Raw genomic sequence first — 13762 nt, forward strand, 5'->3', positions numbered from 1 at the left:
GCGAAGCGTTACGCGTTGAGCTTGCGGTAGTCAAAGACCTGGTCGATGATCCCGTATTCCACCGATTCCTGGGCGGTGAGGATCTTATCGCGGTCGGTGTCCTCGCGGACCTGCTCCGCGGTGCGGCCCGTGTGGCGGGCCAGCGTGTCCTCCATGAGGCGGCGCATGCGCTCGATCTCGTTGGCCTGGATCTCCAGGTCAGAGACCTGCCCCTGGGTGCCCTGGGTGGCCGGCTGGTGGATGAGCACGCGGGAGTTGGGCAGCGCAGCGCGCTTTCCCGGGGCGCCGGCGGCGAGGATCACGGCAGCTGCGGACGCGGCCTGCCCGAGGCAGACGGTCTGCACATCGGGGCGGACGTACTGCATCGTGTCGTAAATCGCCATCAGTGCGGTGAACGAGCCGCCCGGCGAGTTGATGTACATGGTGATGTCGCGGTCCGGGTCCTGCGACTCGAGGACCAGCAGCTGCGCCATGATGTCATTGGCGGAGGTGTCATCCACCTGGGTGCCCAGGAAGACGATGCGCTCTTCAAAGAGCTTGCCGTACGGGTCGATCTGCTTGGTGCCAAAGGAGGTTTCCTCCAGGAACTGCGGCAGGACGTAGCGGGAGTTCGGCATCTGGAAAGTCATAAGTTCAGTCCTTTGCGTTGAGGGTGTTCCGGGTTAGTTACCAACTGGGCCGTCGGTCTGCGCAACGTTCTCAATGACGTGGTCGACGATGCCGTACTCCAACGCCTGCTGGGCGGTGAACCAGCGGTCACGGTCCGAGTCCTTGGTGATCTGCTCGAAGGTCTGGCCGGTGTGCTCGGCGATCAACTCAGCCATCTCACGCTTGGTCTGCGCGAACTGCTCCGCCTGGATCGCGATGTCGGCCGCGGTGCCGCCGACGCCTGCGGACGGCTGGTGCATCATGATGCGCGCGTGCGGCAGCGCGTAGCGCTTGCCCTTCGTCCCGCCGGAGAGCAGGAACTGGCCCATCGACGCGGCGAGGCCCATGCCGTACGTAGCCACGTCGCACGGCGCGTACTTCATCGTGTCATAGATCGCCATGCCGGCCGTCACGGAGCCGCCGGGAGAGTTAATGTACAGCGAAATGTCGCGCGTGGGGTCCTCCGCGGACAGCAGCAGGATCTGCGCGCAAAGCTTGTTCGCAATCTCATCATCAACCTGCTGACCGAGGAAGATGATGCGCTCACGCAGCAGGCGCTCGTAGACGGAGTCTCCGAGGTTCATGCCGTTAGCTGGGGATGTCATATGACGCTCCTTTAATCCTTCGTTTCCGTTGAGTCAATGCCCCTACCCTACTCGGGGCCGCGCGCAATGTGGACCCTGTTCGCTACCGGCGTACGCGCCGTCCGATTCGCGCCGCCCGCGCACGAAAAAAGCCACCGCCCGCACGTGGGGCAGTGGCTTCACTGGGCAGGGGCAGCGTATCGACGCCCCCGTGACCGCTTACTTCTCTTCGGTCGCCTCAGCGGACTCGTTGGACTCTGCAGCTTCAGTGGACTCTGCAGCCTCATCCTCATCCTCGATCTCGCCGAAGTACTCGTTCGGGTCGATGGTGTTGCCGTCCTCGTCGGTGACGGAGGTGCGGCAGATGGCTGCGGCGAGGGCCTTGCCGCGACGCACGTCTGCGAACAGGTTGCCAATCTGGCCGGACTGCTGCAGCTGGGCCACGAACTGGTTCGGGTCCATGCCGTAGGACTGCGCGGTGAACAGGATGTGGTCGGTGAGCTCTTCCTGGGAAACCTCCGGCTTCTCCTCCTCAGCGACGGCGTCGAGGAACAGCTGGGTGCGCACAGACTCCTCTGCCTGCTCGCGGGTCTGCTTGTCAAACTCCTCGCGGGTGGTGCCCTGCGCCTCGAGCAGCTGAGCCAGCGCGTTCTCGTCGTGCGCCATCTGGCCGAGCAGCTGGTGCAGCTGGTTGTGCGCCTGCTCCTCAACAACGGAGTCCGGCAGCTCGAAGGTGGACTCGGAGAGCGCGGCCTTGAGGACCTCATCGCGGATGTCCGCGGCCTGCTTCGTCTTGGTGTCCTCTTCCAGCTGGGACTTGGTAACCTCGCGCAGTTCGTCGACGGTGTCGTATGCGGAAGCTTCCTGCACGAAATCGTCGTCAAGCTCGGGGAGCTTGCGCTCCTTGGACTGCTGGACGTGGACCTTGAAGGTGGCCTCCTCGCCCTTGTGCTCGCCCTGCTCGATGGTGGCGGTAAACTCGGCGTCCTCGCCGGTCTTCATGCCGCGCAGCGCGGTGTCCAGGCCCTTGACCAGGTCGTCGCTGCCGATCTGGTAGGTCAGGCCTTCGGAGGAAGCGTCCTCGAGCTTCTCGCCGTTGACGGTTGCCTCGAGGTCGATGATGGCAAAGTCATCGGTCTTCATCTTGCGCTTGGTGTCCTTGAGCTCGCCGAAGCGGGAGCGCAGGTTGTCCAGCTCTGCCTCGACGGCCTCGTCGTCGACCTTGATGGCCGGGACGGTCACAGCGATCTTGGAGAAGTCCGGCACGGTGATCTCCGGGCGGACGTCAACCTCAGCGGTGAACTCGACGACGTCGTTGTCCTCGATCTTGGTGATCTCCAGCTCCGGCTGGGCCAGCGGGGTCAGCTCGTTCTCCGCGATGGCCTGCTCGTAGCGCTGCGGCACCATGTCGTTGACAACCTGCTCGAGGATGGGGCCGCGGCCAAAGCGCGCGTCGATAAGCTGGCGCGGAGCCTTGCCACGACGGAAGCCCGGGATGTTGACCTGCTGTGCAATGGACTTGTAAGCCTGGTCAATTTCCTTACCGAGCTCGTCGAAGGGGACGCTCACGTTCAGCTTGACGCGAGTCTCACTGAGCTTATCGACGGAAGTCTTCACGAAGTAACTCCTGTACTAGTTGATTGAAAAAGATTCGTATGTGCAGCAAGCCCGCTCACGAGGAGCGGGCTTGCTCTTGTCGGGGCGACAGGATTTGAACCTGCGACCCCCTGCTCCCAAAGCAGGTGCGCTACCAAGCTGCGCCACGCCCCGCAATTTTTACGGCATGAGCTGCGGTAAAGCAGGATGGTGGGGCACCCTACCAACTCACGCCAAGCAATTGTAGCGTGCAGCGTACGCGATATGGAATTAAGGCCCCGTTAAACCGGGTGCGGTGGCGTCGACAAGCAATTACCATGGCAAAACAAAAAGGAGACAGCCATGAAACGCACTGTCGCGCTCGTTGCACTACTCCCCCTCGCTGCGTGCGCGCCCAGCCAGGACCTGCGGGAGCACTTGCTTCACGACGCCCCATTCACCCTCGCAGACGTCGCCCGCGAGTCGACCGGCAAAACCGTCGATCGGGCGTTCGCGTGGTGCCCTTACCACGACGCGTCGCAGGCAGCGGCGCTCGGCTTTGACGAGCAAGACTTCTTCAGCATCAACCGCAACCCGAGCGCATGGGAAACCCGCACCGGCATCGGGCTCATCTTTACGGATGGAAGCTCCTCCGTCGAATGGTTCGAGCCGGAAGAGATCAACGCCTGCGGAAACGGAATTGAGTCTGGGACCGAGCTCGACCCGGGCGCGGAGCTTCACACACACGTGGAAAAGGTGGAATACTCCGGGTCATCTTCCGGGATTGACCAACGCGAGGTGAGGGTGCTCGAGCGTTGATGGGCGGTTTCCCGCACAACCGGTTTCACCGGGAGAAAGTGGAGGGAATGACGGGAATCGAACCCGCGTCTTCAGCTTGGAAGGCTGAGGTATTAGCCACTATACGACATTCCCAAAACGCGAAATCAGCGCGAAATCGCTGTGGAAAGTGTAGCGCAGAGCCTGGGCGAAACCAAACCCGCGCCGCATACGCTGCTGCGCGATCATCCCGGCATGCATACTCTCGGTGGTGACAAACCTCGACCTCCCCAAGGATGTGACGTTCGTGTTGTGGCCGTTTGTTTTCTTGTTCGTCGGCATCGCACTGTGCGCCTTCATCGTGAACCGCAGTGGCAACGACCCGCGCGAGCGCGTGCTTTTCGACGCCGCCGTGTCCGATGCAAAACGCTGGACGGACCACCTGGGCACGCAATTGTCGGGGCTCACGGGCAAGGACGAGGCGTCGCGGCAGGCGCTGGCGGACGCGAACGAGCGGCACGACGCGGCGCAAAAAGCACTCGCGTACGCCCAAGCACCTGACGAGGTACGCGCCGCCCGCAACGCGGCGCTGGAGGGCATGCACTACCTCAACGCCGCACGCGAGATCATGGGCATGGCGACGGAGTCGCCCCTCCCGAAGCTCCGGGGCCAACTCGAGGCGGGGAGAGTGGGCGAAGAACGGATGATCCGGCAGGAGGACGGGCCGATGCTACTGGCGTCGCCCATGCCGTCGGTAAGCACTCCGCACTTCTACCCCGGCGGCGCGGTCGCGGGTCGCCCGGTGCCGGCCGGCTGGTACTCCGATCCGTGGTGGAAGCAGGCGCTCGTCGCGGGCACGTGGGCCGCGGGTGCTGCGGCACTCTCCTCCTCCGTGTACGCGGAGGCCGAGGAAGATCCCCGCAAGAAGATGGAGTCCGCATCTGGCACCGGAGGCAACGGAGATAGCAGTGGTGACTGGTCGAGCACCCCATCCTCCGGCAACGCCACCTTTGACAACGAAAGCAGGGGCGGCAGGTTCGACGTCGACGACAACCGGGAGCGCGGCGACGACGAAAGTGACGGCGACAGCGGCGGGGGCGGCTGGTTCGGCGGCTTCTTCGGCGGAGACGGCGGTGACGGGGGCGGCGACGGTGGCGGGGACTAACACGCAGATAGCCAAAGCCCTGCCCGACCAGTGGGCTGTGTGCGATAAACTGCTTGACGTTCAACCGCCCTATATATAAGGAGCCGCAGTGCGCATTGCAGTGTTGCTGAAAGAAGTCCCGGACACCTACAGCGACCGCGACATGAACCTGGAGACCGGTCTCACCGACCGCTCGGGGGACGTCGCCGCCGACGAGGTTGGCGAGCGCGCGGTGGAGGCCGCGCTGCGCATTGCGGAGAAGCTGGGGAAAGACGACGTCCAAGTCGAGGTTCTTTCGGTCGGCCCCGCACAGGCGGCGGAGTCCGTGCGCCGGGGGATCGCGATGGGCGCGCAGGAAGCGACGATGGTGACGGATGACCGCCTCGTCGGCGCAGACACGACGATGACGGCGACGGTGCTGGCAAAGCTGATCGAGCGCGGCGACTACGACCTCGTCGTTGCGGGCACGATGAGCTCGGACGGCGGCTCGGGCGTGATCGCCCCGATGCTGGGCGAGCTGCTGAACTGGCCCGCGCTGACCAATCTCACCTCGCTCGATGTGGACGGTGACACCGTCACCGCGACGCAGGCGGGCGATCACGCGACGTCGACGCTGCGCGCGCAGCTGCCCGCAGTTGTCGCGGTTTCCGACGAGTTCGCGGACGCGCGCTTCCCCAACTTCAAGGGCCTCATGGCGGCGAAGAAGAAGGAGCTCACCACGCTCACGCTCGATGACCTTGGGGTTGACGCCGAGGATTACACTCCGGCCCGCGCCATCATGGTGAGCATTGACCGCCGCCCGCCGCGCGAGCAGGGTGAAATCATCGACGCGTCGAGCTCGTCCGCCGCCAAGCTGGTCGATTTCCTCGAGTCTCAGAACCTTATCTAGTTAGGAGCCCACCATGACCACCACAGATCCGGTTCTCGTCGTCTTGCCCGACACGCTCGACGGCCAGCCCGACCCCGCAGCCGCAGAGCTCATCGGCGCCGCCAGCACGCTCGGCGACCCGGTTGTCCTCGCCCGCAGCGCCGACCACGCGGAGGCCCTCGGTGGGCTCGGGGCGACCAAGGTCGCGACCTCGGAGCTTTCGCTTATCGACGCCACCGTGGCCGCCATCGACACCTTCAACCCCCAGGCCATTCTCACCGCCCACGACGTGCGCGGCCGCGACCTGGCCGCCCGCGTGGCCATCCGCGCCGGACGCGCGCTGCTCACCGACGCTACGAACGTCCGGCGCGACGACCAGGGCATCGTCACCGACCACTCCAACTACGGCGGCGCCTTCACCGCCGTCGCTGCCGCCACCCACTCCGCGCCGGTGGTCACGCTGCGTCTGGGCAGCGTCGACACGCGCGCGGAAGCCACGAGCGCGGACGTCATCGAGGTGACCGGTGACGCGCGCGAGCGCCGCGTTGCCGAGGTCGTCGAGTCGACCCCGGTGGAGCGCACCTCGTCCCGCCCGGAGCTGACCACGGCGGACAAGGTCGTCGCCGGCGGCGTCTCGCTTGGCGACGCCGACATGTTCGAGGAGCTCGTCGGCGGCCTCGCGGACGCCCTGGGCGCCGCCGTCGGCGCGACCCGTTCCGCGGTGGACGAGGACCAAGTCCCCTACGAGGCGCAGATCGGTCAGACCGGTGTGCTGGTGTCCCCGAAGCTATACATCGGCGTGGGCATCTCCGGCGCCGTGCAGCACCTGGTGGGTATGCAGACCTCCGGCACCATCGTTGCCATCAATAATGACGAAGACGCCCCCATCTTTGAGATCGCCGACTTTGGCATCATCGGCGACCTCTTCGATGTGGTGCCCGAGATCATCTCCGAGATCGAGTCCAGGAAGTAGGCGCTCTATGCAGGTACCCGTACGTCAGGGCCTGCCCCGCGTTTCCGGCGGGGCACCGTGGCCGCCGGTGGAAGTTGCGGAGGTGCCGGAGCCCAAGGGCGGCGCGTCGACACATTCCGCACAGGCGGAAGACCCGGCACCGAACCCAGCTCACTCTGCGGCCGCAAAGTACGTCACCGCCCCGCTGCGACGCGGACTGCCCCGCACCCCGGGCGGCCAACCCTGGCCCGCAGCGGAAACCGCCCAGGTCCCAGCACCGAAAATTCCCGCACAGGCGGAAGCACCGGCACCGGAGGCGGATCACTCTGCGGTCGCAGAGTACGTCACCGTCCCGCTGCGACGCGGTCTGCCCCACACCCCGGGCGGCCAACCCTGGCCCGCAGCGGAAACCGCCCAGGTCCCAGCACCGAAAATTTCCGCACAGGCGGAAGCACCTGCACCGGACGCGGATAATTCTGCGGCCAAAGAGCCGGCAGCGCCGGCAGAGTCAGAAGAGCCGGCAGCGCACGTCACCCCGGCGGCACCCGCAACACCTGCCACACCCGCAACTCCTGCCGCTGCCGCCGGGTCGACGGCGAAGCGTGCGGGGGGTGGCACGGAGGCGTCGAAAAGCACTCCGCACAGCACTAAACCCTGGATTTGGGGCGGTATCCTCGTCGTGCTTGCGGCGATTGGTGTGCTGGCTGCGCGCTGGTTCGTCGGGACGGACACGGGCGCGGACTTCATTGCGCGCTACAGCGGCGCGCAGCCGCTGCCGGAAAGCGCGCCGGAGGGCTTCCCCGCGTGGCTGACGTGGTCGCACTTCTTCAACATGTTCCTCATGGCCATGATCATCAAGACTGGTCTGACGCAGCGTCGCGAGAAGAAGCCGGAGGCGTACTGGGCGCCGCGGAGCAGGCCGCGCGAGAAGATTTCGGTGAACCTGTGGCTGCACGTCGTACTGGACGTGGCGTGGGTCGTGCTTGGCGCGATCTTTTATGTCCTTCTGTTCACCACGGGCCAGTGGGTGCGCATCGTGCCCACGAGCTGGGAGACCTTCCCCAACGCGGTGTCGGCGGGCATCCAATACCTGAGCCTGGATTGGCCGAACGAGAACCCGTGGGTGTTTTACAACTCCCTGCAGGAGCTGTCGTATTTCCTGGTGGTGTTCGTGGCGTCGCCGCTGGCGATCATCTCGGGTGCGCGCATGAGCCCGCTGTGGCCGAGGCAGTGGAACTTCATTTCCATGCGCGTGGCTCGCGCGCTCCACTTCCCCACCATGCTGTTCTTCGTCCTGTTCGTGATCATCCACGTCGCGCTCGTATTCACCACAGGCGTGCGCGGCAACCTCAACGCGATGTTCGCCGCCACCGACGACCCGACCGGGTGGACGGGCACGATCCTCTTCGTCATCGCCATCGCGGTCATCGCGGGCGGTTGGGCGCTCGCCCGGCCGATGTTCGTCGCGCCCATCGCGGCACGCACCGGCAACGTGACGCAGCGCTAGGGGCATTCGCTTATCGACGCCCCCGTCCCCCCGTCCGACTACGATGTCGGCCATGACGGAAACGATTCCCGAGCTCAAGCTCAACGACGGCACCCTGATCCCCCAACTCGGCTACGGGCTGCACCGCGTCGACCCGGCCCGCGCTGAGGAACTCACCCTCGCCGCGCTTGAGGCCGGGTACAGGCACCTGGACACCGCCTTCATCTACCACAACGAGGAGGGCGTTGGCCGCGCCATTGCCGCCTCCGGCGTGCCACGCGACGAGCTGTACGTGACCACGAAACTGTGGAACGACCGGCACCGCGACGCCGAGGCGGCGCTGTCCGAGTCCCTCGAGCGTCTGGAGTTGGACCACGTGGACCTGTACCTGATCCACTGGCCGGTCCCCTCGGAGGGTGCCTACGTGGACGCGTGGAAATCCATGGTCCAGCTGCGCGAGCAGGGGTTGACCACCTCCATCGGCGTCTCGAACTTCCTCCCCAGTCACATCCACGACCTGGAGATGGCTACCGATGTCACCCCGGCGGTCAACCAGGTCGAGCTGCACCCGCTGTTCCAGCGGTGGAAGGAACTCGACGCGATGCGGGTGCACGGGGTGGCCATCGAGGGGTGGGCGCCGCTGGGCGGCGGCAACCTGGACCTTTCCGACTACCCGGAGATCACCGACGCCGCCGAGGCGCACGGGAAGACGCCCGCCCAGGTGGTGCTGCGCTGGCACCTGCAGAACCGGGTAATCGTCTTCCCCAAAACCAACTCGCCGGAGCGCATGGCGGAGAACCTGGACATCTTCGACTTCGAGCTCAGCCACGACGAGATGGCCGCCATGATTGCGCTTGACGAGGAGGAGTTCGGACGATTCGGGCCGCACCCCGCGCACTACTCGGACATGTAGCCTTCAATTCCCAGCGCCGCGAGCTCGGCGCACAGGGCATCGATCTGCGCTGACGTGTGCGTCGCCATGAGGGTGACGCGCAGGATCGCTTGCCCGCGGGCCACGGTGGGCCAGCGGATGGCGGGCACGATGAACCCGCGCTCGAGCAGCTGGGCGGACGCCCGCATCGCGGCGGCCTCGTCGCCCACGTGGACCGGGATGATGGGGCCGGCGCCCGCGGGATCGATCGCGCCTTCGCCGCGGTTGGCGTACCAGCGGGCGATGTTGGCGTGCAGGCGCTGCACCGGCTTGGGATCGGATTCGAGGACCTCGACCGCGGCGGTGATCGCTGCGCAGGTCGCCGGCGCCGGTGAAGTGGAAAAGACGAAGGAGCGCGCTTGCTGGCACAGGAGTTGGGCAACCGGCGCGTTGGTCGCCACGGCGGCGCCCTCCGCTCCGAGCGCCTTGCTGGCGGTCATGAGCTGGATGTCGGGGCGCACACCGAAGTACTCGGGTAGGCCGCGGCCGGTGGCGCCGATGGTGCCGATGGCGTGGGCGTCGTCAAGCATGCTCCAGGCACCGTGTTCCCGGCAGACCTCGAGCAGTGCGGGCAGCGGCGCGCAGACGCCGTCCATGGAGAACAGGCCGTCGGTGACCACGAGCGCGTGGGCGGTCGTGCGCTGGGACAGGGCGCGGGCGACGGCCCCGACGTCGCGATGCGGGGTGACGCGGACCTCGGCGCCGCTGGCTTTGGCTAGGCGGCAGCCGTCGATGATACTGGCGTGGTTGCGCGCGTCCGAGACGATCGTGAGGCCGCCCGCGCTCGCGCACGCGGCAGCGAGGGCTTGGAGGGTGGACACGTTGGCCTGGTAGCCGGTGGCGAAGAGTACCGCGTCGTCGTAGCCGGTCAGGCGCGCGCACGCGGCCTCGGCGGCCAGGTGGAGCTCGTTGGTACCGGTGGTGAGGCGGGAGCCGCCCGAGCCCGCACCATAGGTGCGGATCGCGGCGCTGGCGGCGTCGGCCAGGCGCGGATCCTCCGCTAAACCCAGGTAGTTGGAAGAGCTGAACAGGGCGGCGTCGGTGCGGTGTGCCCCGTCCCGGAGGCTCGCCTCGGCGCGCTGGGCGGTGGCGAAGACGGACGGGCTGCGCCACAGGCCGCGGGCGCGCCAGTCGTCGAGGCTGGCGGCGGCGATGTCGGCAAGCGTCTCGGCCTGCGGTGGCTGGCCGGGGGTCACTGCGCGTCCTCCTGCGACGGTACGCGCACCAGCACCGGTTCTCGCTCCAGGTAGCGGATGAGCGCGGCGATGTCGGCACCCTCGCGGACGAGGAAGGCGCGCGCACCAGCGGGCGAACCTGCCGGCTTGATGTTGGGGATGCGCGTGTACGTGCCGGCGTGGGCGACGTAGCCGGTGGTGTAGTCGGGGTCGTCGGAGATGCACAGCTCCGCGAGTACGTCGGGGTGCGCGGCGACCTTGCTGCTGAGGACGAGCGCCTCGCGGGCGGCGTCCTTGCCGGGCGCGGCCGTGGTGTCGACTGCAGCTGCGCCATCGACGTGGCTGACGCGCACACCGCGCTCGCGGTCGGGTTCCAGCCGCGCGCCGGTGCCCGCGCACACGAGCATGGCGCCGCGCATGTCCCGTGCGGCGAACGTGTCGCGGACCAGGGCGTCGGCGTGCGGGGTCAGCGGCGCGAGCAGCGCGCGGATCACCTGCTGCGCCTCACCTGGGTGGGCGCACTCCGCCACCTCCACGGCGAGCGCGGGGACGCGCCGGATCGCTTCGGGGTCGAGTGCTTCCACCGTGAGGTGCGTTTCGGCGGCCACGCCCTTGGGGTGGTCCAGCGCGCGCTGCGCAAGCTGCGCGCAGGTGGACGACACGCGCTCTGCGGGCACGATGCGCTCCGCGCCAGAGATGTGTCGGCCGTTGGAGCTCGCGCGCATGCGCACCGAAAAGTAGGTCATGTGACCCAACCTACACGCCGCCTTGTACAGTGTTCAATATCGCCACCAGCTGCAGCAATGAAAGGCTCCCATGACGCCCGACGAGATCACCGCGATCGACACCGCGCACATCTGGCACCCCTACGCCGCGCCCGGCTCCGGCAACCTCCCCGTCGTCCGGACCCACGGCGTCTCCCTCGAGCTCGCCGACGGGCGCACGCTTATCGACGCCATGTCGTCCTGGTGGGCCGCAGCCCACGGACACGGACACCCCCGCCTTGTCCGCGCCGCACACGAACAGATCGACCGCATGGCACACGTGATGTTCGGCGGGCTCACCCACGAACCGGCTGCGCGTCTGACTCGCAACCTGCTAGCGCTTACCGGCGGCGCCGACGGACCAAACTACAGTCGCGTCTTCCTCGCTGACTCCGGCTCGGTGTCGGTGGAGGTGGCCATCAAGATGGCGCTGCAGTACGCCCGCGGCACCGGACACCCGGAGCGCAACCGGCTGCTCACGTGGCGCTCCGGCTACCACGGCGACACCTTCGCCGCGATGAGCGTGTGCGACCCCGACGGTGGCATGCACTCCATGTGGAAGGGCGTGCTCGCCGAGCAGCGCTTCGCCCCCGCCCCGCCGGTACGCGGCGCGAGCGAGGACGCACGCGCCGCGTACCTCGCCGAGTTTGAGCAGCTCATCACCGACGACATTGCCGCAGTGGTGATCGAGCCCGTCGTCCAAGGCGCCGGCGGCATGCGCTTCCACGACGCTGAGCTGGTCCGTGGCGTGCGCGAGCTGTGCACGAAGCACGGTGTACTCCTGCTTGCAGACGAGATTGCCACCGGCTTCGGGCGCACCGGTCAGCTCTTCACCACCCTCGACAACGGCGTGGTCCCCGACATCCTGTGCGTGGGCAAGGCGATCACGGGCGGGTTCATGACGCTCGCCGCGGTGCTCACCACCGACGAGGTCGCAGCCGGCATGGAGCCGTCGGCGATCATGCACGGGCCAACGTTCATGGGCAACCCGCTCGCCTGCGCCGTGGCCGCCGAGGCGACCGACATCATCGCCGAGGGCGACTGGCGCGAGCAGACTCGCAACATCGAAACCTGGCTTACCCAGGCACTTGCGCCCGCGCGCGACATCGACGGCGTCGCCGACGTGCGGGTTCTCGGCGCGATCGGCGTGGTGGAGATGGCGTTCGACGTGGACATGGCCGCCACCACGCAGGCCGCGGTAGACCAGGGCGTGTGGATCAGGCCGTTCGGGCGCAACATCTACACCATGCCGCCGTTTGTATGCACCGAGGACCAGGTCAGGCAGATCGGTCGAGCCGTGGTCGCGGCGGCTGACGCGGCCGCAGCCACACACAAGGACACAAAGGAGCAGGACCAATGATTGTTGTCATCACCGGTACAAACACCGACGTGGGCAAGACCATCGCCACCGCGGCGCTCGCATCGGCGTGGCAGGCGGATGGGACGGCCGTGCGCGTGGCCAAACCGCTGCAGACCGGAGAGCCGGACGGCTCCGGCGACGCCAACACGGTCGACCGTCTCACCGGCGTGGCCACGCACGAGTACGTCCGCTTCCCCGAGCCGCTCGCCCCCAACTTGTCGGCCCGGCGCGCCGGCATGCAGGTCCCGCCGCTGGGCGAGGTCTGCGATTGGATCCGGGCGCTCGACGCCGAGGACGGCGGCCGCGGCGTCACCCTCGTGGAGGGCGCGGGCGGCCTGCTGGTGCGGCTTGCAGACGACTACACCATCGCCGACATCGCCGCCGAGCTGGACGCACCCGTCGTTGTCGTGACCTCGCTGGGCTTGGGCAGCCTCAACGCCGCGGAACTGACGGTGCGCGAGGCGACGCGCCGCGGTGTGCGCGTCGCCGGGCTTATCGGCGGCATGCTGCCCGCGGAGCCGGACCTGGCGACGCGGCTCAACCTTGAGGAGCTGCCCGTGGTCACGGGCGTGAACGTCTGGGCAAGTATCCCCGCCGGCTCTGGCGCGCTGGAGCGCGATGCGTTTGCGCGGATGGCCGGGGCACTCGGCGTTCCCGCGCCGCCGCGGTAGCTCGGTCTAGAGCGGGCGGCCGACCTCGGATTGCGCGATCTCCTCCGCGTGGCGGATCACCTTGGCCAGCGCCGCCGCGACGTCGGCCGCCCGCTCGCCGCTCAGGATGTCCTTGCGCACCTCGATCATCACGCCCAGCACTTTCATGTTCTGGGTGAACTCGACGGGGATGTACACGCCGGTGAACGGGGTATTGCGCTCCACGTTGAACCCGGCGGCGGTGAACTCGCGGTCGGTCACGTCCGCAAGCAGCGCCGGGGTATGGATCGAGTGGGTGCCGATGCAGATGTCCGGCAGCAGCGTGCCGGGGTGGATCTGGTACTCGTCGGGCTGGTTGGAGTAGGAGTGCACGTCCACGATCACCGCGCCGTCGAGGGCGTCCAGGCGACCGCGGGTGAGCTCGGTGACGGCCTCTGCGTAGGGCTCGTAGTACTTCGCGCGCAGTTCGGTGGTGTCAAAGCCCGCGGGGCGCAGCAGGTTGCCGTCGCCAAGCTTCATGTAGACCGCGCCGCGGCCCGAGGCGTCCATCGAGTCGCGCTCGTTGGAGAACCGCCCCGGGTCCGCCACCAGGCGCGACAGGTTGTTCACGATCATCCACGCGTCCACCCCGGACTGCTCGCGGGCGGCGGTGGCGAGCTCAAGCGTGCCGTCGTCCGTCACGCGGTCGAGCTCCTGCGCCAGCTGCGCGTCGGTGGCGACGAAGTCAGCGGCCACCTCCTCGGGGATCTCGCGCGAGGAGTGCGGGACGTGGATGATCACGGGGCATGCGGCCCCGCCCTGCGTAATGATGTAGTGCTCGGGCTGTGCGCTCATGCACAGAAGCGTAA

Annotated in this window: 14 protein-coding genes and 2 tRNA genes; 8 read left to right on the forward strand and 8 right to left on the reverse strand. The window is 67.4% G+C overall.

The features are described from left to right. Window positions 1-8: 8 nt before the first annotated feature. From CKJ82_RS05530 to CKJ82_RS05545, 4 genes are all read right to left on the reverse strand, one after another. Window positions 9-629 carry an ATP-dependent Clp protease proteolytic subunit gene (locus CKJ82_RS05530; protein ID WP_095275433.1) on the reverse strand — a complete coding sequence of 207 codons (621 nt, stop codon included), beginning with the start codon at window positions 627-629 and terminating at the stop codon, window positions 9-11. 33 nt (window positions 630-662) lie between these two features. Continuing rightward, window positions 663-1253 (reverse strand): ATP-dependent Clp protease proteolytic subunit, encoded by a 591-nt coding sequence (locus tag CKJ82_RS05535; protein ID WP_095275432.1) that lies wholly within the window; start codon window positions 1251-1253, stop codon window positions 663-665. A gap of 198 nt (window positions 1254-1451) precedes the next feature. Then, complete coding sequence (gene tig / locus CKJ82_RS05540) at window positions 1452-2849, reverse strand: trigger factor (protein ID WP_095537353.1); 1398 nt, start codon at window positions 2847-2849, stop codon at window positions 1452-1454. 79 nt (window positions 2850-2928) lie between these two features. After that, a tRNA-Pro gene (locus CKJ82_RS05545) sits at window positions 2929-3002 on the reverse strand. Between the two features lie 168 nt (window positions 3003-3170). Here CKJ82_RS05545 and CKJ82_RS05550 point away from each other — a divergent pair. Continuing rightward, window positions 3171-3626, forward strand: coding sequence for a hypothetical protein (locus CKJ82_RS05550; protein ID WP_095537354.1), 456 nt, complete (start codon window positions 3171-3173; stop codon window positions 3624-3626). A gap of 39 nt (window positions 3627-3665) precedes the next feature. Here CKJ82_RS05550 and CKJ82_RS05555 read toward each other — a convergent pair. After that, window positions 3666-3740, reverse strand: a tRNA-Gly gene (locus tag CKJ82_RS05555). A 115-nt stretch (window positions 3741-3855) separates the two neighbouring features. Between CKJ82_RS05555 and CKJ82_RS05565 the strand changes: the two genes are divergently transcribed. The 5 genes from CKJ82_RS05565 to CKJ82_RS05585 all read left to right on the forward strand — a co-directional run bounded on the left by CKJ82_RS05565 (window position 3856) and on the right by CKJ82_RS05585 (window position 8947). After that, window positions 3856-4749 (forward strand): DUF1542 domain-containing protein, encoded by an 894-nt coding sequence (locus CKJ82_RS05565; RefSeq protein ID WP_240510703.1) that lies wholly within the window; start codon window positions 3856-3858, stop codon window positions 4747-4749. A gap of 88 nt (window positions 4750-4837) precedes the next feature. Then, window positions 4838-5617, forward strand: a complete 780-nt coding sequence (locus CKJ82_RS05570) for an electron transfer flavoprotein subunit beta/FixA family protein (protein ID WP_095535395.1) — start codon at window positions 4838-4840, stop codon at window positions 5615-5617. Window positions 5618-5630: 13 nt separating this feature from the next. Beyond that, entirely contained in the window at window positions 5631-6569 is a 939-nt protein-coding gene (locus CKJ82_RS05575) for an electron transfer flavoprotein subunit alpha/FixB family protein (RefSeq protein ID WP_095537357.1), read from the forward strand. A gap of 7 nt (window positions 6570-6576) precedes the next feature. After that, window positions 6577-8055, forward strand: coding sequence for a cytochrome b/b6 domain-containing protein (locus CKJ82_RS05580; protein WP_095537358.1), 1479 nt, complete (start codon window positions 6577-6579; stop codon window positions 8053-8055). 52 nt (window positions 8056-8107) lie between these two features. Next, window positions 8108-8947: an aldo/keto reductase gene (locus CKJ82_RS05585; protein WP_095537359.1), complete on the forward strand. Its 840-nt coding sequence runs from the start codon at window positions 8108-8110 to the stop codon at window positions 8945-8947. On the opposite strand, the gene CKJ82_RS05590 is transcribed toward CKJ82_RS05585, so the two are convergent. Together CKJ82_RS05590 and CKJ82_RS05595 are read right to left on the reverse strand one after the other, a co-directional pair. After that, window positions 8932-10161, reverse strand: coding sequence for an aminotransferase class I/II-fold pyridoxal phosphate-dependent enzyme (locus tag CKJ82_RS05590; RefSeq protein WP_095537360.1), 1230 nt, complete (start codon window positions 10159-10161; stop codon window positions 8932-8934). The two genes, CKJ82_RS05585 and CKJ82_RS05590, sit on opposite strands and share 16 nt — an antisense overlap. After that, window positions 10158-10886: a 6-carboxyhexanoate--CoA ligase gene (locus CKJ82_RS05595; protein WP_095537361.1), complete on the reverse strand. Its 729-nt coding sequence runs from the start codon at window positions 10884-10886 to the stop codon at window positions 10158-10160. Before CKJ82_RS05595 ends, CKJ82_RS05590 begins: the two co-directional genes overlap by 4 nt. Before the next feature lie 70 nt (window positions 10887-10956). On the opposite strand from CKJ82_RS05595, the gene CKJ82_RS05600 reads away from it, so the two are divergent. Together CKJ82_RS05600 and bioD are read left to right on the forward strand one after the other, a co-directional pair. Continuing rightward, window positions 10957-12264 carry an adenosylmethionine--8-amino-7-oxononanoate transaminase gene (locus CKJ82_RS05600; RefSeq protein WP_095537362.1) on the forward strand — a complete coding sequence of 436 codons (1308 nt, stop codon included), beginning with the start codon at window positions 10957-10959 and terminating at the stop codon, window positions 12262-12264. Beyond that, window positions 12261-12935, forward strand: coding sequence for a dethiobiotin synthase (gene bioD / locus CKJ82_RS05605; RefSeq protein ID WP_095537363.1), 675 nt, complete (start codon window positions 12261-12263; stop codon window positions 12933-12935). Before CKJ82_RS05600 ends, bioD begins: the two co-directional genes overlap by 4 nt. A gap of 6 nt (window positions 12936-12941) precedes the next feature. Here the strand turns inward: bioD and CKJ82_RS05610 are convergent, their stop codons facing one another. After that, a complete protein-coding gene (locus CKJ82_RS05610) occupies window positions 12942-13748 on the reverse strand; it encodes an N-formylglutamate amidohydrolase (protein ID WP_095275420.1) in 807 nt (268 codons plus the stop codon). Window positions 13749-13762: the final 14 nt, after the last annotated feature.

This window comes from Corynebacterium gottingense (genome assembly GCF_002285125.1).
GTDB lineage: Bacteria > Actinomycetota > Actinomycetes > Mycobacteriales > Mycobacteriaceae > Corynebacterium > Corynebacterium gottingense.